The 20888-nt window shown below is 57.5% G+C and carries 16 protein-coding genes and 1 pseudogene; 7 read left to right on the forward strand and 10 right to left on the reverse strand.

The window, feature by feature from the left end; translation table 11 throughout:
- The first annotated feature begins 57 nt into the window (after nt 1–57).
- The 3 genes from B8746_RS03110 (at nt 58) to B8746_RS03120 (ending at nt 3238) form a co-directional block, all read left to right on the forward strand.
- On the forward strand, nt 58–1272 hold the full coding sequence (locus B8746_RS03110) for a threonine ammonia-lyase (RefSeq protein WP_095380822.1): 1215 nt from the start codon (nt 58–60) through the stop codon (nt 1270–1272).
- A gap of 85 nt (nt 1273–1357) precedes the next feature.
- A complete protein-coding gene (locus B8746_RS03115) occupies nt 1358–2227 on the forward strand; it encodes an FKBP-type peptidyl-prolyl cis-trans isomerase (protein ID WP_084391778.1) in 870 nt (289 codons plus the stop codon).
- Nucleotides 2228–2269: 42 nt separating this feature from the next.
- Nucleotides 2270–3238: an FKBP-type peptidyl-prolyl cis-trans isomerase gene (locus tag B8746_RS03120; protein WP_084391779.1), complete on the forward strand. Its 969-nt coding sequence runs from the start codon at nt 2270–2272 to the stop codon at nt 3236–3238.
- Between the two features lie 48 nt (nt 3239–3286).
- On the opposite strand, the gene B8746_RS03125 is transcribed toward B8746_RS03120, so the two are convergent.
- Entirely contained in the window at nt 3287–4465 is a 1179-nt protein-coding gene (locus tag B8746_RS03125) for an acylneuraminate cytidylyltransferase (RefSeq protein WP_084391780.1), read from the reverse strand.
- Nucleotides 4466–4626: 161 nt separating this feature from the next.
- Between B8746_RS03125 and B8746_RS03130 the strand changes: the two genes are divergently transcribed.
- Complete coding sequence (locus tag B8746_RS03130; protein WP_084391781.1) at nt 4627–5577, forward strand: DUF2793 domain-containing protein; 951 nt, start codon at nt 4627–4629, stop codon at nt 5575–5577.
- On the opposite strand, the gene B8746_RS03135 is transcribed toward B8746_RS03130, so the two are convergent.
- Nucleotides 5574–6449: a glycosyltransferase family A protein gene (locus tag B8746_RS03135; protein WP_143434512.1), complete on the reverse strand. Its 876-nt coding sequence runs from the start codon at nt 6447–6449 to the stop codon at nt 5574–5576. The two genes, B8746_RS03130 and B8746_RS03135, sit on opposite strands and share 4 nt — an antisense overlap.
- Nucleotides 6450–6579: 130 nt before the next feature.
- Between B8746_RS03135 and B8746_RS03140 the strand changes: the two genes are divergently transcribed.
- The 3 genes from B8746_RS03140 to B8746_RS03150 all read left to right on the forward strand — a co-directional run bounded on the left by B8746_RS03140 (nt 6580) and on the right by B8746_RS03150 (nt 9516).
- Entirely contained in the window at nt 6580–7734 is a 1155-nt protein-coding gene (locus B8746_RS03140) for a hypothetical protein (protein WP_084391783.1), read from the forward strand.
- A 78-nt stretch (nt 7735–7812) separates the two neighbouring features.
- Nucleotides 7813–8688 carry an N-acetylneuraminate synthase family protein gene (locus B8746_RS03145; protein WP_084391784.1) on the forward strand — a complete coding sequence of 292 codons (876 nt, stop codon included), beginning with the start codon at nt 7813–7815 and terminating at the stop codon, nt 8686–8688.
- A 267-nt stretch (nt 8689–8955) separates the two neighbouring features.
- Nucleotides 8956–9516 (forward strand): hypothetical protein, encoded by a 561-nt coding sequence (locus B8746_RS03150; protein ID WP_084391785.1) that lies wholly within the window; start codon nt 8956–8958, stop codon nt 9514–9516.
- 21 nt (nt 9517–9537) lie between these two features.
- Here the strand turns inward: B8746_RS03150 and B8746_RS17565 are convergent, their stop codons facing one another.
- The 8 genes and pseudogenes from B8746_RS17565 to B8746_RS03185 all read right to left on the reverse strand — a co-directional run bounded on the left by B8746_RS17565 (nt 9538) and on the right by B8746_RS03185 (nt 20747).
- On the reverse strand, nt 9538–10389 hold the full coding sequence (locus B8746_RS17565; RefSeq protein WP_372530520.1) for a Wzt carbohydrate-binding domain-containing protein: 852 nt from the start codon (nt 10387–10389) through the stop codon (nt 9538–9540).
- Nucleotides 10381–10686: pseudogene (locus B8746_RS17570) on the reverse strand (ATP-binding cassette domain-containing protein); the annotation flags it as partial. The gene B8746_RS17565 and the pseudogene B8746_RS17570, both read right to left, overlap by 9 nt.
- A 203-nt stretch (nt 10687–10889) precedes the next feature.
- Nucleotides 10890–11801 carry an ABC transporter permease gene (locus tag B8746_RS03160; RefSeq protein WP_084391787.1) on the reverse strand — a complete coding sequence of 304 codons (912 nt, stop codon included), beginning with the start codon at nt 11799–11801 and terminating at the stop codon, nt 10890–10892.
- Nucleotides 11791–12699 carry an aldo/keto reductase gene (locus B8746_RS03165; RefSeq protein WP_084391788.1) on the reverse strand — a complete coding sequence of 303 codons (909 nt, stop codon included), beginning with the start codon at nt 12697–12699 and terminating at the stop codon, nt 11791–11793. The genes B8746_RS03160 and B8746_RS03165 overlap by 11 nt, the downstream gene beginning before the upstream one ends.
- 11 nt (nt 12700–12710) lie before the next feature.
- On the reverse strand, nt 12711–14252 hold the full coding sequence (locus tag B8746_RS03170; RefSeq protein WP_084391789.1) for a B12-binding domain-containing radical SAM protein: 1542 nt from the start codon (nt 14250–14252) through the stop codon (nt 12711–12713).
- A 62-nt stretch (nt 14253–14314) separates the two neighbouring features.
- A complete protein-coding gene (locus B8746_RS03175; protein WP_158084523.1) occupies nt 14315–16453 on the reverse strand; it encodes a glycosyltransferase family 4 protein in 2139 nt (712 codons plus the stop codon).
- A gap of 12 nt (nt 16454–16465) precedes the next feature.
- On the reverse strand, nt 16466–19726 hold the full coding sequence (locus B8746_RS03180) for a methyltransferase domain-containing protein (protein WP_084391791.1): 3261 nt from the start codon (nt 19724–19726) through the stop codon (nt 16466–16468).
- Nucleotides 19727–19943: 217 nt separating this feature from the next.
- Nucleotides 19944–20747: a class I SAM-dependent methyltransferase gene (locus B8746_RS03185; protein ID WP_158084524.1), complete on the reverse strand. Its 804-nt coding sequence runs from the start codon at nt 20745–20747 to the stop codon at nt 19944–19946.
- Nucleotides 20748–20888: the final 141 nt, after the last annotated feature.

Consider the following 20888-nt stretch of genomic DNA (forward strand, 5'->3'; position numbering starts at 1 on the left):
CCTCTCATTCAGGGCTGAATAGGAGGGGCGAGCGCGATTTGACAGGATGGCCAGACAATGAGTGAAAAGCTGCCGATAAGCCTTGAGGATGTGAAGGATGCTGCCCGGATTCTTGAAGGGCAGATTGAGCGCACGCCCATGCGCCGCTCGCGCACACTCTCGGCGATCACCGGCGCTGAAGTCTGGGTGAAGTTTGAGAACCTCCAGTTCACCGCCGCCTTCAAGGAGCGCGGCGCTCTGAACAAGCTGGCCCGGCTGACTGAGGACGAGAAAAAAGTCGGCGTGATCGCCGCCTCGGCCGGCAATCATGCGCAGGGCGTGGCCTTTCATGGCCGCCGACTCGGGATTCCGGTGACCATTGCCATGCCCGTCACGACCCCGTTCAACAAGGTCGAGCATACGCGCGCCTTCGGAGCCCGCGTCCTGCTTGAAGGCACAACGTTCGACGAGGCCAAGGAGCATGCTGAACTCGTCCGCCAGCGCGAGGGCCTGACCTGGATTCACCCTTTCGACGACCCGCTGATCATGGCCGGCCAGGGGACAGCGGCACTGGAAATGTTCGAAGATGTGCCTGATCTCGACATGCTGGTTGTGCCTATTGGCGGCGGCGGCCTGATCTCGGGCATGGCAACCGTTGCCAAGGCGCACAATCCAGCCATCAAGGTCATCGGCGTGCAGGCCGCGATGTATCCGAGCATGCATTCGGCGATCAAGGGCGGTCAGCCGGCAAAAGGCGGCGCATCGATTGCCGAAGGTATCTCCGTCAAACAGCCGGGGCACCTGACCAAAGAGGTCGTGCAGGCGCTGGTCGATGATATTGTGCTCGTCGAGGAAGAGCATATCGAGCGGGCTATCACGCTTTTTGTGGACGTCGAGAAGACGGTCGCAGAAGGAGCCGGGGCAGCCGGCCTTGCCGCCCTGCTTGCGCACCCCTCGAAATTTGCCGGCAAGAAGATCGGCCTCATCCTGTGCGGCGGAAATATCGATACTCGCCTGCTGGCCTCCGTCCTGACGCGCGCGCTGGTGCGTGAGAAACGCCTCGCCAATATCCGTATCATTGGCGACGACCGGCCGGGCCTTCTGGCGCTCGTCTCCAAGATCATCGGCGATAATGGCGCCAATATCATGGAAGTCGCGCACAACAGGATTGCGCTCGACGTGCCGGCAAAAGGCGCAGAGTTCGACATTCTCATGGAAACGCGCGATGCCCAGCACACGCAGGAAATCATCGATGCGCTGGCACAGGCAGGCTATCCGCCGCGGCAGAACTAGCCTGCAATGACCCGGTGACTTGAAACCTCACTGCGCCTAGTTTGCTGGCTGAACCCTGATATCCCCAACAGGAGCCAGAACAGCCATGCTGAAATATCTCGTCGCCCCACTTCTTGCGCTTGGGCTTTCCAGCTGCGGGGGCCCGTCCTCATCGACGGACTTTGACGCATTCTTCCCGTGGAACCCTGACATGGAAGGCCTGGAGACGACCGAGTCCGGCATCCAGTACTACGTCGTCAAGGAAGGGCCGGAGGATGGTGCGTCGCCAACACTCGAGAACACGGTGCAGGTCTTCTATGACGGCCGCCTGACCGACGGCACGCCATTTGACGGCAATTTCGGAACAGGCCGCCCCGCCATGTTCGGCGTGACGCAGGTCATTCCCGGCTGGACGCAGGGCCTGCAGCTCATGTCGGAAGGCGATGAGTATATCTTCTTCATTCCGAGCGAGCTTGGCTACGGTCAGACCCCGCGGCCGGGCAGCGTCATCAAACCGGGCGATGATCTGGTTTTCCGCGTCGAGCTGATGAAAGTCTTCCAGCCCAAGCCCGCAGATGAGGCAGCATGGAATGAGTACACCCCGTGGGTCTCCTCTCGCGAAGGTGTACAGTCTACCGATTCCGGCCTCGAATATGTCGTTCTGGAGTCCGGAAGCGCTGATGGGAAAACGCCCCAGCCTTCAGACACGGTCGTGGTCCTATATGAGGGCCGATTTGCCGAGACGGGAGAAGTCTTCGACAGTGCCTATCAGCGTGGCGCTCCGGCACAGTTCCAGGCCAATGGCGTTATTCCGGGCTGGCAGGAAGCGCTGTCCATGATGCGTCCGGGCGACCGCTGGCTGGTCCACATCCCGTCCGACCTCGCCTATGGAGCGCGCGGACACCCGGCAGGCATCGCGCCCAACACCGATCTCAATTTCGAAGTTGAGTTGATTGATGTGCTCACCACGGAATAAGGTCATCTGAAAGAGGACTGATGGTGGAGTGAGGGGCTCGGCATGATGGGTGGAATCCGTTCTTCGGGACTATGGGTCGCGGGACTGGCGATGGGCCTGCTGGCTGGCTGCGAGACCTTGCCGCAAGTCCCAACGCCTGGGTCTGGCGGGTCTTCGAATGCCTGCCCTGACATCAGGCCCGGCTCAGGCCCCTTCCTCCCGCCCTTTCCATCCAGCTGCGCCGATGTCCGCACAAGCGAGAGTGGCATCCAGTGGATTGAGCTGACCGAAGGCCCGGATGGCAAGGGCTCGCCAGAGGCCAACGCCACCGTGATCGTAGCGTATGAAGGCTATCTTGCGAGCGATGGCACGCGGATCGACAGCTCCTATGCGCGCGGGGAGCCCGCGGTTTTCAATGTCGAGGAAGTCATCGAGGGCTGGACCGAAACGCTGAAGCGCATGACCCCCGGTGATGAGTGGATCGTGCTCATCCCGTATCAGCTCGCCTATGGCGCCGAAGGCCGCGGTGACACCATTCCGCCGCGTAGCGATCTTGTCTTCAAGATCCGTCTGGACGGCTTTCTCAATCCAGATGAGATGGAAGAGGCTCAGCAACAGCCTGCATCTGCAGGTGCATCGGAGGCCCTATGGGACGAATTCCTGCCCTGGGATGCCTCACGCGACGGGGTTGTGAAACTCAAATCCGGACTTTCCTATTTCGAGATCGAGCCGGGCGATGCCTCTGCCGGGAAGATCTACGCCAAGGACACGGTTGCGATTGATTATGAGGCGCGCCTGGAAGAGACCGGCACCGTCATCGGCTCGACCTGGTCGCAGGAGACGCCCCTTATTGTGCAGGCTGGCGACATGATTCCGGGCTTTGCGCAGATGATCAGCCTGATGAAACCCGGCGCCGTCTGGATCGGCAGGGTGCCGGCCAGGATTGGCTATGGCAAAGAAGGTCTCGGCGATGTCATTCCGCCAGACGCCGACCTCATCTACCTGGTCAATCTGATTGCGGTTAATCCATAGCGCGACAGCGACCTCGCCGCGATCTGCCTGTGGCGGCACCGCACAAAATCAGTCTATGTCAGACCCGAATTTTTCGATCAGAAGCTCACACATTTCGCGAACCGCGCCGCGGCCACCCGGCTTGCTGAGGATGTAGCCCGCCGATTTCAGAACCGGCTGAAACGCATCTGATGGCGCCACAGCAAGGCCGACCAGCGGGAAGAGTGGCAGGTCGTTCAGATCGTTTCCGATGAACACAATTTCCGACATCGGGATGCCAGCTTCTTTCGACCATGCGGTGACATTCGCGACCTTGTCTTCCAGCCCCTGAACACACCTTACTTTGAGTTTTTTGCAACGCGCCGCAACGACCGGATTTGTTTCCTTCGAAACGACCGAGACATGGATGTCCGTCAGCTTTTTCAGGCGCTCGATCCCCATGCCGTCAGACCGGCTCACGGACACCGCTTCCTTTCCATTCTGGTCGACGATCGCCAGATCGTCGGTCAGCACACCATCGAAATCGAGAAGCAGGGCTGAAACCTTGTCCGGCAGGACATCGATCCCCTGTCGGGTTTCCAGGCTGTCGGCAATCTCATGCGCAATCTGCAGGTCGAGCGGTTCGTCGATTTCCATCGCGCTGGCATTGTCGACCACATAGTGGGCAACCTTTCCGAAGAAGCGGTGCCGGGCCGCCTTGAATCCCTCCGCTTTCATGACATACGCACCACCGGTCTCCAGAAAGACAGGGTCGCGGTCCTGGCGTCGGGGCCTGTGGTCTTTCCTGTGCCCGACGGGCTGGACGCCGTCATCTGATGGCGACCAGAGAAAGCCATGGAAGGATGTGACTGTCAGGCCGCAGTCTGCGCCTTCATCCGTCATGGCGCTCAACAGACCGTCAAGGTCCGCGGTGCGCAGGAAGGGCGAGGTGCATTGAATGAAGACGACGCGGTCCAGCGTCACGCCGCCTGCTTCGATTTCGTCGATGGCGTGCAGGAGCGCCGATTCCGAACTTGCCGTATCATTTGCCAGTTCAGCCGGCCGTCTGATCGTCCGGGCGCCGCAGCGCTCGGCTTCGGCAAGTATCGCCTCATCATCGGACGTCACATAAACCTGCGTGATAAGCTCAGATCCTCTGGCCGCCTCCACAGCCCTTTGAAGCAATGACCGGCCATTGATCTGTTTGAGGTTCTTTCCGGGAATACCCTTTGATCCCCCCCTGGCCGGGATAATTGCGACTGTTTCCACTGTGTTCGTCCCGTTTTCTGTTCGCGCTCATCTCCAATATCACCCGGCCACAACGGGTCCGGGCAGGAGCTTCGCTGATCCTGTCAATCGGCGAATAACCGACCGTATCCGGCGTCCACTATACTGAGTGGGCCCTCCAAGCAACGACAGGTCGATTGTCCATGACACCAAACCTCAACCTTCCCTACCTCCTGCAGAACCAGGCCCAGAAACACGTTACGCTGAACGAAAGTCTCAGATTCCTCGACCAGCTCGTCCAGTCGAGCTGCGAAGCCATGCTGACCGCCCCGCCAGCCAGTCCGGTCAATGGCAACTGCTTCATTGTTCTCAGCCCTGCAACGGATGAATGGGCAGGCCATGAGAATGCGATCGCGGGATGGTATGATGGGGCATGGCAATTTGCTGCCCCGCAACCAGGCTGGCGGACATTCGTTCGCAGCGACAGTCGTGTCCGGTACTGGTCGGGGACGAGTTGGGACACGCTGGTGTCAGCTGACGGGCAGGTTGACCAGATTGGTGTAAACACTTCGGCAGATGCTACCAACAGGCTGGCCGTGTCATCTGCGGCAACGCTTTTCAGCCATGAAGGCAGCGATCACCGCGTCATGGTCAACAAGGCTGCGCCCCTCGATTCCGCCAGTCTTGTCTTTCAGGAAAATTTCAGTGCGCGTGCTGAAATCGGCCTTTTGGGCGACGATGTTCTTGGCGTGAAGGTCAGCCAGGATGGCACGTCGTGGCGTCAGGCACTGGCGATCACACCGTCGACTGGCGAAACGCGGGTAACCGGCATCCAGTCAGCGGAAATTTTACTCGACGATGATACCGCCGTGCTGGTCACCCCGCCTTCAGCGAGCGGCATGATGGCCATCACGCTCTATTCTGAAACTTTCCCCCAGGTGCCGGTGTCCGGGATTGTCTGTTTCGATGCCGGCACCACGCCATCCATCGCAATCCTTGCAAATGGCGGCAAGCTGGGCGGCTATCCCAACCAGGCCCTGAGCGGCACAACTGGCGCAGATACGCAGCTCAATATCGGCACGGTGAGCGGGGGGATATGGATTGAGAACAGGTTTGGCTCTTCTCAGAGCTTTCGCTATTTCTTCTTCTGCTAGACTCCGGCCCGGTCCTTCAAACCGAGCACCCGGCGAAGCTGCGCCCTGAGCGAGATCTTCTCGAGGCCGTCTTCGAACATGTCGGCCTGCGCCAGTAGCGTTCCCAGTCCCGGCTTGCCGCTGCGCACGTCCTGCCGGACATATTCGTTGATCAAACGGGTCCGCATGGCCTGGTGCAGATCTCGCTTCGCGGTAATCGTGTTGGCTTCCTCGCCAGCGCTTTCAGGCCTCACATGCTGGAATGCGAGCGTGTCAGCCACCTGTGCCAGGTCACCCTGCATCATCAGGCGAAGATTAAAATCCCAGTCGCCCAGGACTGGCAGGTGTTCCGCGAACCCACCGGCGGCTTTCCAGGCCGAAACCCTGAACAGCAGTGCGATAGGGGGAAACCGGTTGCGCACAGCCAGGCGCGGAAGCGTCAACGGACCCGCTTCATTTGTCTTCGAACTCCCCTTTGGGGTGATCGCTCCATCCGAGACTTCTTCTTCTATCTCACTCCAGCGACAGACAGCCCCTGCAAGCGTTTCATCCGATGCCAGCGCCTGCGTCATCACGGCGAGAAAATCGGTTGACCAGGTATCATCGTCATCATGGATCGCGGCGTACTCAGCGGCCCTGCCTGCGGCGGAGTTCATCCCGATATTGCCAGCGGCCTCCATGCCAACATTCGACTCAAGGTGAATGACTTCACAAGAGCATTCGGAAGAGATTGCTCCGACGATGGCATCCACCGGGTCACGCTCACCGCCATCATTGACCACGACCCATGACAGGTCCTGATACTGCTGGCTCATGACGCTTTCGGCAGCCCGTTTCAGAAATTGCGGCCGGTTTCGCGTCCGCGTGACCACCACTGTTTGTTTTGAAGCCATGAAGTCCAGCCCCGTGAAAGCGACAAGGCTGAAAGCAATGCGCAAACCCCGGCTGGATTGTCAAACGTGGCGAACATTATTCACTTTGCAGCTGGCCTGACCTCAATGCGACAGGTAACGTCGCGCGCTTATGCCAGCCGAAGATATGCACCCGACCTACATCGCCATGTGCGAGTCGAAGACCCATGCGGCAATGCTCGACGTGCTCGTCAACCGGGACGGCATTGCGATCGAACACATTCTGACCACCGGAACCTTCGAACAACTCGGGGCGGTGAATGTGCCGGTGACAGCCTTGCCATCGATGGAGGCCAATACGCCGGAGAAGGCCTGGGCCCTGGCACAGGAAACGACCCGGTCTCTTCTGTCTTCTCATCGCCTGTTGCAATTCCAGGATCAGGGGTGGCTGGCGCAGGCTGTCAGCATGGCCGCGCAGTCGGCCGGTACACACCGGACAATTCTGCAGGATGGCTATCTGAGCTTTGACATCGCACGGTCGGTGGGTGCTCGGCGCCATACCTGGCCGATATCATCGCGCATGGACAGGATTGACCCGGCGACGCCTCGCCCTCGCTTGCGCTCGCGTCTGAACAGGCTTCTCTACCGCAATCACCATTTTGGCATCACCCGTCCAGACACGATGCTTGTCTTTGGAGCCGCCATGAAAACGCGGATGATTAGGCAATGGCGGATCGACGCAGGCCGTATCCATGTGACGGGGCCCCTGCTTCGCCCGAAACGCGTCCCCGAACGCCCCAACACGCCACAGGCGAACACGGCGCTCAGAGTGCTGTTTCTCGACCAGTGCTTTTTGCGCTACGGCCGGATGAGCCCGACGAACTGGGGAATGAAATACCTGCCTCTGATACAATCGCTCCGGCCTCATGACCTGACTGTCAAATTGCACCCTGCACAGCCCCGGGACCTGGCGGATGATGTCATCGAGGCGGCCGGTCCAACGGCACATATCATGGGCCGAGAGCTTCTGTCCGATCTGTCCGGCCAGGATTTTGATGTTGCGGTAACGGTCTCATCCACGAGCTTTCTGTCCTGTATCGCCGCCGGCATACCCGTCATATTCTGCGACTGCGGGGCATTGGATGTCATGCCTGACATCGCCCACCCCTCCATCCGGAACTGCGCATCGCCTGGCGAGGTCTCACACCTTCTGGAAGCCATGGCCCGAACGCGAACTTTCCAGCCAAACGCGGGAGGAGACCCTTTAGAAGCTCATATCGCCCTCGCCGCTGATTGCACGCCGTCCACAGTGCTCAAGAAAGTCTGAATGACGGCACTGTAAGGTTGCACCCATTAGGCGAATTGGCTAACGACGTCTGGTTCACATTACCCAACGGAGTGCAGTATGAAACCGCCAAAAGTCATTGCCGAGATCGGCTGCAACCACAAAGGCGACATGAAAATCGCCAAGGAAATGATCTCCATTGCGAAGGCCTTCTGCCAGGCTGACTTCGTGAAGTTTCAGAAGCGCAACAACAAGGAATTGCTGCCTGCGGACCAGTATAATGCACCTCACCCGGTTCCATCCAATTCCTATGGTGACACCTATGGTGCTCACCGCGAATATCTCGAATTCTCCGTCGACCAGCACAAGGAGCTGATGGAGTATTGCGACGAGACCGGTATCGGATATTCGACATCCGTCTGGGACGTCACATCGGCGCGCGAGATGGCCTCGCTGCAGCCTGAATTCCTGAAAGTTCCGTCAGCATCCAACCTGCACTTCGAAATGCTTGGCGTGCTCTGCGACGAGTTCGAAGGCAAGATTCAACTTTCCCTCGGCATGACCACGCAGAAGGAAGAAGAGGAAATCGTCCAGTTCTTCGAGAAGAAGGGCCGCAACAAGGACCTGCTGCTGTATGCATGCACATCCGGCTATCCGGTTCCGGCCGAGCAGTCGGCGCTCCTCGAAATCACCCGCCTGAAGCAGAAATTCGACGACCGCGTCGAAGCCATTGGTTTCTCGGGCCACCATCTGGGCATCGCGCTCGACATCGCGGCCTATACACTTGGCGCCGAATGGATCGAACGCCACTACACGCTGGACCGCACCTGGAAAGGCACCGACCATGCTGCTTCGCTGGAGCCCGATGGTCTGCGCAAGCTGGTCCGCGATCTGCACGTCGTAGCAGACGGGCTGAACTACAAGTCCGAAGAGTTGCTGCCGATCGAGATCGAAACGCGTCGCAAACTCAAGTGGACGGCAACCGAGAGCGTCTGAGCGTCTTTGGGAACGTAGAAAATACCGGCAGGCGATCTGCGCCTGCCGGTCTTCTTTTTTGGCTCATCTGGTGTTGGGCGCATGCCGCTATTCGTGACTGACATAGAAACGCTGAAAGCGTCGAGAGCCTTGCCTACAGAAGATGCGGAAGCGGCGGCTCGCGCCCGGCGAGACGCCGGGCGGCCAAGCATCCTGTACTTCCTGCACATCCCCAAATGTGGAGGGACCAGCGCAGCCCATCTGTGGCGGTCTTCCTACCCAGGATGCGTGGCAACCACACGCCTGAATGCGAAGTCAGACATCAAGCATTGTCGCCTGCACGAAGTGAGCGACATTTATGACGTGTCTTTTGCCACCGTGCGGCACCCGCTCACCTGGTACGAATCCTGGTGGCGCTATGTTCAAAGCCCGAAGGTCAAGGACAGGCCCGAAACCCTGGACGAGCAGGGCAGACCAAATTTCGACACCTGGATCGGTGAAGGCGTCTGGCACCCCCTGCGCCGCATCGCCCACTGCCATGACAGTTCATTTTCCACGTTCATCGACAATGTGATCAGCGACCAGCCCGGCTTTGTCACGAACATGTACGAGGAATATCTCGGCTCGCATCAGTCGACATCCACTGTCGATCACATCATCAAGATGGAAGATCTGCACGCTTCGTTTTCAGCCTTGTGCCGCAGCTATGGCTGGAAAGTTCCGACGGTCACAAAACATGAAAACCAGTCCCTTCAGTCACTGACAACCGACTGGTCGTCTGCCCAGATCGAGAAGATGCAGTCGCTTGAGAGCGACGCTCTGCAGCGGTTCGACTATGAGGCACGCTAGCGGCGCGCGAACAGTGCCCGTTCACGGCCGGTCAGCATCGACCTCGAATGTCCACTCCGCAGGCAGCCGAACAACGCCAATCGGTCGCGCGCTCGACACGACGCTGATCTCCTCAAGCACATTGCGATAAAGCAGCACGCCTTTTTCCGAAATTGCGATCGTCGTGATGTAGCGGCCAGGCACGAGCGAGAATTGAGGCAGGTTGACGTCACCCTTCACCTTTCCGGAAGTCTCGCGCAGCCGGTCAGGTTTAACAAACTCTGTGGTGATCGGAGCGATCTTGTTGCCCTTCTCGTCCCAGATCATGATGCCGATTTCCAGGTCATCAATGGTCTGCAGGCATTCGACTTCGAAATGGAAGGATGCGGGCTTGCAGGTATCGAGCACATTGGCCGGCTTGCCATCCATCTTCCAGTAGTGGTCGGCGCGCAGCACTTTCGTGCGGTCGATGGCGATCACGCCGTAGCGTGTATCTTTCACCACATGGTCGCCCGGATTATACGCAGGTTTCTTAGGGGCCGCGGCCGCAGACGTTTCGCTTGCAGGCTCGTCAGCAGGGGCCGATTGCGCGGCAGGCGCGACGCGTTTTGATTCAATCTGCGCCTGCATGTCGGTATAGAAGTCAATGGCAAGGTCAGGCTCCCCGCGGAACATGATCTTGCCTTTCTGGAGAACGATGGCCTTGGTGCACATGGAGCGGATGTCGCTCATCGAGTGCGACGCAAAGACGACACCCGCCTTTTCCGACATTTCGTTGAGACGGCTTCGGCACTTTTGCTTGAAGGTGAAATCACCCACAGACACGATCTCATCCAGCAGGAGCAGGTCTGGCTTGATCGTCGAGGCAATCGCGAAAGCAAGCCGGAGCCGCATGCCTGAGGAATAGCTCGACATCGGAGAATTGATGAAATCACCGATCTCCGAAAATTCGTGGATTAACGGGAAGAGCTCCTCCATTTCCCGCCGGGAACGTCCCATCAGAGCGCCCTTGATGAAGACATTCTCGCGGCCCGAAAGGCTCGCCTCAAAGCCGGCGCCAAGCTCGATAAGCGCGCCCGTTTCGCCATTTACCTCAATCTCACCAAGGTCAGGCGGGAGCAGGCCGTGGAGCACGCGCAGCAGCGTACTTTTGCCCGCCCCGTTAAGGCCGATCACGCCAAGCACTTCGCCGCGGCAGACTTCGAGGTTTATGTCCTGAAGCGACCAGAAGTCGCCGCTCTTGATCTGCTTGTGCTCTGCCGACTTCCCGCGCAGGACAGCGCTGAGCCGACCCGCCAGCTGGCGGCGGGCAACCAGGTGATTGCGTCCGAACTTCTTGAAAACACCAGAAGCCCTCAGAACGACCTCATTTGCTGACTCTACCATCTGCGTCCCTATCCTGATGCGCGCAGGTGCGGCTCAGCCCTGTAGAACAGCGACAGGGCAATGAAGAAGAGCACCATTCCGCCACCCGCTGTCCAGGCCATGAGTTCCCATTCCGGCAAGTATCCCTTGACCAGCAAATGGCGCAACCCGTCCACAAATGTATGCAGCGGATTGAAGTCGGTCAGCTGCCCGGAAAGCCCGTCCTGTGGCATCGGGAAGAACACAGCCGAAAAGAACACGCCAAACCGGATAACGACGCTGACGACTTTTTCCACGTCCGAGGCGACAGCATTGAAGATCGCCAGTATCAGCCCGACGCCCAGCGAAGCCATGAAGGCGACCGCTAGCAATGGGATGAAATAGAGTGACTGCCAGTGCGTCGGATAGCTCCCGAAGAAAGCCATCAGGACACCGATAAGACCGAGCCGCACGAGCGTCTCAAAAGCGATGTTTCCGAACCGTCCGAGAATGACCGAGAAGACACCGATATGCGTCTTTGATAGCAGAGCCATGTCACTTTTGAGGGCCGCCATGGTCTGCTCGATTGGCGCCGTGATGTAAGCGTAAAGGGTGACGCCCAGAGCGATGTAGACGAGGTGGGACATGTCGTCAGTGGTCGACACGACACGCATCGTCGCCAGCAAGGTATAGGCACCGATTGGCACGAGCGGCAGCGCAAACGCCCAGAACATGCCGAAGAAGGTGGTGCTGTAGGAGGATTTGAACTTCCTCAGAAAGTTCATCCAGATCTGCCAGCGATCCCGCCAGATTTCGGCACTATAGGTGCGCAGCGCCTGAAACAGCCCGCCCTTGGCGCGATAGGCGGGGCTGTAGACGACCCGCTGCACCTTGTTCTGCCTCCGCTTCGCGGCCTTGCCTTCGCCTTTGCGAGGCACTTCCTGGGCGACGTCAGTAGCCAAGTCCCGATTCCTCTTCCGGCCGGTCGAAGTCTCGGTCGTGCAGCGAAACCAGAGCCTCGACAACACTCTCAGGCAACGGGCCTGATGACAGATCTTCGATAAGGCCGTCGAGATGGTCAGGGCGGCCGACACCGCAGATCACGTAATCAATGGCAGGATGGTGCAAGAGCAGACGTCTTGCCGCCGAAGGGACACTCACGCCCGCCGGCAGGACAGACTTGATCGCCTCGACACGCGCCACAAGGGAGGCCAGTCGTTCGCCCTTCAGCCATCCTGACCGGTGGTCATCGGGCGGGAAGACAGACGATTCAGACAGGCGGCCGGACAGCATTCCAGTTGCCAGTGGCGAGCGCGCAAAGAACGTCTTGAACTTTGGACGAGCGCCGTTTGCTTCCTTCAGGTACAAAAGGTTCGCATCCTGCTGGAACATGTCCAGTCGGCCATCCGGCACCCGCGAATAATCGTAGCCCTTTGCTCCGCTCAGCCCGATCATGCGAACGGTGCCGTCGGCCTTGATTGCCTCGAGGCGCTCAATGGCAGGCTCAAAGTCAGGAACTTCATCGCGCGGATTGTGGAGGAAAACGCCCTCAATGGAGTCTCGTTTCAGTCGCTTCAGCGACTGACCGATCGACGCTTCGATGGCGTCCGGCGAGAAATCCTTTCCGACGAAAGGGACGTTGCCGCACTTTGTAAAAATGCGCACATCACTCTCACCGGCGAACACCATGCCGAGCGCACTTTCGGCGAAGCCAAGACCATAGTTCGGCGCCGTGTCGAAAGTCCTGATTCCAGCATCGAACGCCTTGGCAAGGCTTTTCTCAATTTCAGAGAGGGATCGAGCACCGAAGTCACCGCTCAGCGGCCAGGTGCCGATCACAATCTTGTCTGCAAGCGACATTCGATAGACCTCTATGCGCTGACCCGTTTGGGTGTGGAGGCGCCAACGCCCGCTTCCTGAGCGACGTGTTCGCGGAAGTACTCGGCTTTCATCGCCTCCAGATCGTCCATACCATTTTCGACCAGTTCCTTGAACTTCGCCTTGTAGAAGCAAAGCGTGTCCGGATCGACGAGCGTGTCGCTACTCATCGTCCGCAGCTGGCCATCGACATGAAACTCATACTCGTCGAAGTAACCGAGCTCATTGCCCTTCTTCTGCTGGGCCGTCCCCTGATACGGGGAGTAGAAAGCAACGGTGACATTGTCCGGCTCGATGAGCCTGTTGAACTCAATCGTGCCCTTGATGGACTCTTCGTCTGCATCCGGCAGGCCAATGATATTGTAGGAGGTCCGCTTGATGCCGGCTTCCTTGAGCACCTTGAACGCCTTGATGATGCGGTCCTGAGACGCGAAGCGGCGCAGCTTGTCCTCACGGAAGTCCTGCGTCGACAGCTCAACGCCCATGCCGATCCCGTCGACCTTCAGCTTCTTCAGCATGTCGATGGTCTTCTCATTGATGCCCTCTGGACGGGTCTCGATATAGAGCTTGATATCGAGATCACTCGCATCCATCAGGTCGGCAAGTTCGGTCAGCGTCGTGCGCGTAATGGTCAGGAAGTTGGTGTCCTGGCACCTGAAAAGCGTGACGCCATGCTCTTTGTGCAGGCGCGTCATTTCTTCCATGATGCGTTGCGGAGACTTGCTGCGGAGGTATTCCGGGGCTCGCTGGATCGCGCCCGACCTCGTTGTCTTTTCAAAGCCGTAATAGCTCTGGATGACGGTTTCCACGCAATATTCGCAGGCGTAGATGCAGCCGCGGGACATTTCGTAATCGACGGCCTTTACGACCTCGCCATTATAGGCCCGCCAGAAAGTCTGCGGCTCAAAAAGCGAGTAATCATAAGCTGGTAGTTCGTCCAGATCACGAAGAATGGGTTGAGGCGGTGTTGTTTTCACGCCCTCGCTGCCATTGATGGCCAGGCCATTGATGTGCTGGAAGGAATTCTTCTTGGCATCGACAGCGTCAGCAATCTCGGCGAGTGCCTTTTCCGATTCGCCGCGCACGAGGATATCAATCCCCGGCAGGCCAGCCAGAACATCCTTTGGCGATGCCGTCGCCTGCAGGCCAGCCGTCACCAGGAGCGCCTGGTCCTTGAACAGTTCAGCCAGCTCATATCCGTACTGGATATTCACATACTCGCCTTCACCATGAATATGCGAAGAGATCGCAGACCAGAAGATGATATCAGGCTGATACTCGGCGACCTTGCGCTTGAGATCCTCGACCACAGACCCGTGATTGTAGGTAATGTGGCTCTTGTAGTCAGTTGGCTTGTACTGACCGTTCTGCGTGTTGTAGCCGATCTCATCGACCGTCCATTCGGTGTAGAAGGTCGCATCGAACAGCTCCACCTCATGGCCCTTTTCGCGCAGGAGGCCGGCATGCGCTGGAATCCAGATTGCCGTGATGCCTCTCCCCCACTTATTGGGGTTGATAAAGAGTATCTTCGCCATTCGATGTTCTCCTTTGACGCCGTAGACAGCACGACAGCACAACTCGGCCCGTTTGGCCCGGATCAGGTGCCTACGAGGGCCAAGTGTTCGTTTGATGTTGCTTCGTCGAGCAGTCTTATAAAGTGATTGCAGTCGATAAAAGGCCGCGCATGAAAAAAGAGCCGCATTGGGTCCGGCCGGTCATTCATTGCGCGCTCCAGCTCATTGAGCGCGTCGTCTGCATCCCGTGTGTAAAAGACACCGCACCCTGGCATGCCGTCGATGATCTCGCAGATGCCGCTGTAGTGATAGCTCACGATTGGCACGCCCCAGCTCAGCGCCTCAAGACAGGAAAGCGGAAAGGGATCGTCGTGCGAGGTCAGCATAAAGCGATCGACCTGCCTGAGAAGTTTCTGCAGTTCGTCCGTCGGTTGATGGCCCAGCCACTCAACATTTTCGGACAACTCCCCGACATCTTCGGTCTGGTGCCCGGCCCACAAGAAGCGATAGGGCAGGCCTCTGGCCTTCGCCAGATCAGCGACTTGCCCGTACAATTGCGGGCCTTTGCGGTTCTGGATCGTGCCGACCATGAGAACCAGCTTTTCGGCGTTCGCCACCTCTGGCTCCATCTTCACCATTGCCGGATCCAGGTTGCCATCACGCGCAACATTGTAGATCAGCTTGGTGAAGGGCGTTGAGAACGTCCGGTCGATATAATCTTTCTGCAATTGGGACACGCACAGGACCGGGTGCCGCCTCATCCCTTCGGCGATGGCATCGAACAGGTCGGGTTGTTCCCGTTTGATCCGGTTGAAGATCCAGTCCATCTCATGAAGGTAGAGGTAAACCCCCTCATTTCGAGACGCGAGGAAATCGTTGACGGCTTTCCACTCAAAAGCAGCAATCGAATTAACAATGGTGCGCTTTGCCTTAGGAAAGACGATCTTGCCTTTTTTTGTGCGATCAAGCTTTCGCAGGTCGATTAATGCGGTTTCCCTGCCCTGCGACGAGGTTTCCTCGACATAATTCTTGATGGGTCGGTAGCCGCCCGTCTTTGACGTTGTTTCATGACAGATTGCCAGAAGATCGACGGCACCTTTCTTCGGTGCAGCAATGGGCGCCGGTTGCTGAGTTTCACCGCGCTTGGCAGGACGGCTCGCGACCGCTGGTGCGGCAGCTGCTGCCGGCTTGCTGGTCTTCGCCACCGTCTTTGGTCCTGACGGGACTTTCGGGCGCGGCTGAGTTTCCTCTGCCTTGGAACTGGCACTCGCCGAGCCGTTTCCGTTGGCGATCAACTTGATGCCCTTCAGGCCAGCTTTTACGCGTGCGGCAGGCTTGAATATGGCTTGACCAAACTTGAAGGATCTACTCGACCTCAGCGCCCGGACTTCGGCATCGAGGCGCTCGATCTCGGTCTTTGGATCCTTCAGAGGGACCGGTTTCGGAACGATCGGCCGAGGCGTCACATTGATCGGCTTGCCATGCATCAGCGGAGAGTCCGGCAGGACGTCCCGCAGCGGCGACACCGAAGAGGCATTCGTTATGTTGGCGTCCGGAAAACATTTCTGCAGGTGCTGAAGAAACGCGATGTCCCGGCGCTCCGAATGGGCATTTTCCTCATATCCAGGCTTGCGATGCTTTTCAGCAAGACGGGCCTTGATGTCATCTGAATAGTCGTGCGCGTATCGCGTCCCCTTATTGCGATACATGTCGATCCCAACAAGGTGGATATCGCGAAACCCGAGAATCAGCGCCGTTGCCAGGGCCTGGAAGGTTTGCGTGGGCAGTGGGCGCAACAGCATGTTGCGTACGACGTCGGCATGATGCCCGATAAGCCACCAATGATCATATCTCGGCTTGAGAATGGCACGGCATTTGTCGGCGACTGCCTTGCCTGTGGGTCGCTCAGGCTTGATCTCGTTTGGCGTGAAGAACAGTTTGTAATCGTATATCTTCTCTTCGAACGTCGACTTCATCAATTCGTACATGACGTCGAGATCATTCGCCCAGAAGTAGCCGTCGACCCTCCGCCCGAAACGGGGTGTCGGCTCTGCAAAGAACATGTTCATCCGGAAGCGAATAACTTCATCCGGAATATTCTTGGGATCGATGTCATTGATCGTCGGCCCGGGGCCAATAATCGCAAGCGGCAGATGCGTGCGTTCCGAGAGATACGACAAGGCACCTGAAAGGACCTCTTCTGGCAGCCCTTTCCAATTCATTTCCATACTCACTTATTTCCCCTCAGCGTCGACGTGTGCGCGCTTGTCTTCAGGCAGCCACAGGCCTTCTCTCTGTTCAGGATGCAAGTCAAAGTAATTTGCCTGCCCGATCGAAAGAAACAGCCCTGCATCTTTCAATCGATTAACGAAACGCTTCTGCATCGGCCGGATGCCGAATTGTCGCTCATGATTGAAGTATGAATAGAACCTGTAGGAATGCGGATTGTCCGCACCGTACAGCAGGGACAGGAAACACTTGTCGGACTTCATCTCCTTGGTGAAATCGCCTGCAGTTGAATTGGTCAGGCGGCCGCAATGAAACAGTCGCTGATCAAAGATCAAAGCGTCTCCGGGCTTTACGCCAGCCAGGTGAGGCTTGTTGGGCAAGCGGATGCCGGGTCTTTGCCTTTCGGTGTCGACGAAATCAAAGCCCTCGATGCTCTTTGTGATCTTGGTGCGGTCAATATCCTCGCGATGGGAGCGCGGATAGATACCCATGGAGAAGTCATCGCACTCCAGATAGATAATTATCTTTGCGACGCGATAGGCATGATCTTCTTCATCCCAGTCATGGCCCACATTGAACAACCGGTAGGCGCCGTCCCGATGCCACGGGAATGACATGTGGTTGGCCTGGTAGGTCGCCCATTGCAGGAACCGGATATCATCACCGAGGCAAGTTCGCATAACGGACAGGATCCGGGGATCGAACACCATATCCTGGGCCGGCGGATAGACGGAAGCGACATCGAATGTCGTATGACCATTCTTGGAAATGGGGCCTCGAATGAGATCGGATTTGAACTGGGTCGCCTTTGCGCGCGCTTCCTGCTCCGTCAGCAGGTTTCTAACGATCGCAAACCCATTCTCTTCATAGAACGAACCAAGACCGCGGGTCTGTGATTCCAGGCGTCTTGCATGCTCTTGCTTTTCGGCCTCCGCCAATTGAGCCTTGTTTCGCACGATAGAGGGCTTTGCCAAAGCGTTTTGCGGAGCGTTGGTCGACGCACTTTCCGGCTTGATCGGCTGCGAATCGATCTTCGCATCGACAGTCACGACTTCGGCTGGAAGCGCAACCGGGGCCGACCGACGGTCGAAATCATTCTCTGTCGGCAAGTCGACCAGCGGCTGGACGAATGCCGCGCTCGCGTTTTTCAGCTTGCGAACCGGAAATGTAAGCGCGGAACCAACCCGATAAGTGGAGGATGCTTCGATCATTCCGATCACGTTGAACAGGGCGCGCTGCTCGTTTGCGAGACGACGAATCTTCGCATTTGCCTCAGACATGGCCTGATTGAATGCTGAAGCTGTCGATTTCGCCTGAGCATTGTATTCGTCCGCCAGCCGCTTCAGCCTGTTTTCATAATCGGCTGCCACGTCCTCGAGTTTCCTGGCGTAGGTACGCTCAAGCTTCTCGTAATTCTCGGCATAATGCGCATCGATCTTCTGCTCATAGACCGAAGTCCTGACATCAACTTCGTCCATCAGAGACCGGCTCTTGCTGCGTTCCCGCTCAAGCTCAGCCCTGAGGATTTTAACCTGATTTCGGACTTTGATTTGCAGCTTCGCCACATTGGAGCGAGCGTCGCGGTTTGCCTCTTCCAGTCGTTCAACCTGCTTCTCTAGCGCCGCGATTTCAGGCTCAAGCGTCGCAACCTTCATTTCGGCGGAAGCCAGATCCTCCTTGAGGGCATCTCGTTCGGTCTCAAGCGTGGCGGCGCTTTCCTCGGCGGACGCGAGTCCTTCCTTCAGGGCATCTCGTTCTGCTTCAAGCTTTGCAGCTTTCTCATCAGCCGATGCCAGGCCCGCCTTCAGGTCATTTCGTTCTGTCGCGAGCGCGGATTGGTCTTCCTCAAGCAAGGACAGCTTCTTTGCCAGTTCTTCATTCTGACGCTTCAGGTCTGCAGCAACACTCTCAGCCTTGCTCTTTTCCGCCGCCAACTCAGAGCTCTGGTGACTGGCGGCTGCCGCCTTTTCGATGAGTTCGGTGTTGAGGCGCCGGATGTCAGTGCTTTCCTGCACCAGCGAAGCAATCTGCGCCTCCAGCCGGGTGGCGCGGTCGTGTTCTTGCGCAAGGCGCGCATCCATTAGCGCCTTTGACTCTGCAAGCTGTGCTTCAGCCCAGGCCTTGTTACTCGTGATCGCTTCTTTCAGCGCCTGTCGCTCGCCGTCTACAGCTTTCTCCAATGCCCTGGACTCCCCCAATGTTTCACCAACCAGCTTTTGCTGCCCCTCTAAAGCTCGTCTCGCCTTCTCGCTCATAAAGAAGAGCTTGTTAAACTCTTCTCGTTCAAGTCCGATGACACTTTCAGCCGCTGGCACATTTTCCTGAACAACGCCCGCGAGTTCCTTATAGGATTTTTGCATCGCTGAGAGCATGGCGAGCTCCCTGCGCCTGGAACTGAACAACAATTGTGCAACCTCAGGTGACAGCGCGGATTCGCGAGCTTTCGGCTTGGGAATGACAGGACGGACGCGGCGCTTCATCACGGCGCGAAGCCAGATGCCGTCGGTGCTATTCTCGACGCCAAATGCCATTTTCTTCCGCCCCTCATAAAAGGGCACTTTCGAGATTCCGCACTGCTCCAGTCCGGCAAGCTCAAAGCCGCGCGCCTTCTGCATCATCTGGCGAAGCGTCTTTTTCTCGAAATGAAAGACATGACCAAGACCAGGCTTCATCTGCTGCAACTGAAGACGCAGGACAGTCTCATCTTCCGTGGGCACTTCAATGAAAAGAATGCCTTCGGGCTTGAGCAGGTTTTGCAGGCGCTCAAGCTCGAATAGCGGATCTCTCATGTGTTCCAGCACATGCGAGAGAATAATGAGGTCAAATTGACCTGCATGCGAATTGTCGTCGAACAGTTCCTTGCCGTGAATGTGCACATTCTCAAGGGTTTCGAGATATTCGCGAGCGGCCACATCGAGTTCAAAAATGTGCCTTTCACACTCTGGAAAGGCAGCGAGCGCACCGCCGAACCCACCGCCGAAATCCAGAACCTTCGAAAACTGCTTTACCCCGGTCTCGCGTTCGATGAATGCGCGCTGATCGACGCCGCGCTGCTTTGCAAATTCCAGGTATTCATCCGATACGTGCGTCTTGCGCTGGGCCGAATAGGCCTCGAGGTATGTTCCCTCAAGGAAGGCTTCTGGAAGACTCTGGGTCTGGATGAGGCTGCAGGAATCGCAGCGGTGGACAGGAACACCGAATTCTACGCTGTCCTGGATAACGGAGCTATCATTGCCGCATAGATAGCATTTGTACTGTACTGACATTGTGCATCACCGGTTACTTATAGACAGCTCGACAGGGGTATGTGCTCCGGACTGAAATTCTGCGTTTCTGGCGAAGGCGGGCCGCAATTGCCAGTTCCTGTTCGAGACGGTCTCTTACGCGTTAGCTAACCATGTAGGATTAACGAAATATCTTTTCGGCATGCACGAGGCAATACGAAGCTGTCACTGAGGCGCAGCGACCATCGAGCCTCTGAAATCACCTCCTCCGGGCGACAAGGCGCAAACCAGTGCGTTCAAGGTCCCGGTAGGACAGGTCGGAAAACGCTTCAATGAGCTCCCTCCGGATGTGCTTTGGCGGCTTTTCTCTCTGTGGCCTGGCAACAATAATTTCGAAGCCATGACGCTTGTAAGCGTCGATGATCTGTGACGACCGCAAACGATTGCAGAAGGGTCCATCGGGCTCCTCCTCGCACAGAAATGACCACTGATGCTTGTCACTGCGATAGTAGGAACGATGATCGCGCATATCGATGACATGCGCGTGCACCCCGCCTGGCTGCGTGCGTTCCGTAAGGGCCTTCAGCACATCATCGAACTCGTCGACATGCTCCAGGACGCTTTGCGAGAAGACGAAATCAAAACCGCTATCGTCCAGCTGACGCACATCCCCGACAAAACGAGACACCTTCGGCGTGACGCGATCAGTCCATTCCCCCTGGCGAAGGCTGTCGAGCGGGTAATCCCGGGCGCGAAGGCGCGCTTCCGGGTCAGCGTGTAACCAGGCATCGAAAATGGTGTCCGCTAGACACTTGGCCGCGCGATCTGGCAGGAAGCGCGGATCAAGCTCAACGCCCACCCCTTCCGATCCATGCAGCACATTGAACTGGGCGACGTTTGCGAGCGGATGGTAGATGCCGGCACCAAAATCCATCACCTTCGACGGAGAGCGTCCGAGATGCTCCAGCGCGAGGTGCGACCATTTCTGGTAGGTTTCGCGAATTCTGACGCCGCCAAGACGCCACTGACGGTCGTCTTCCAGTTTGCTGCGCAAGGCTCTCATCAGATGGTCCTGCTCAATCCATGGCAGAGCAAGCGCTTCATCTTTGACTTTCGAGAGCGAGGACATGAGCAAAATTTATCGGTTGCGAAGCTCGGAGTATGAAGACTCGGATCAGCCGATTCAACAGCTCGCGCTGAATAT

Source organism: Henriciella pelagia (assembly GCF_002088945.1).
Classification (GTDB): Bacteria; Pseudomonadota; Alphaproteobacteria; order Caulobacterales; family Hyphomonadaceae; genus Henriciella; species Henriciella pelagia.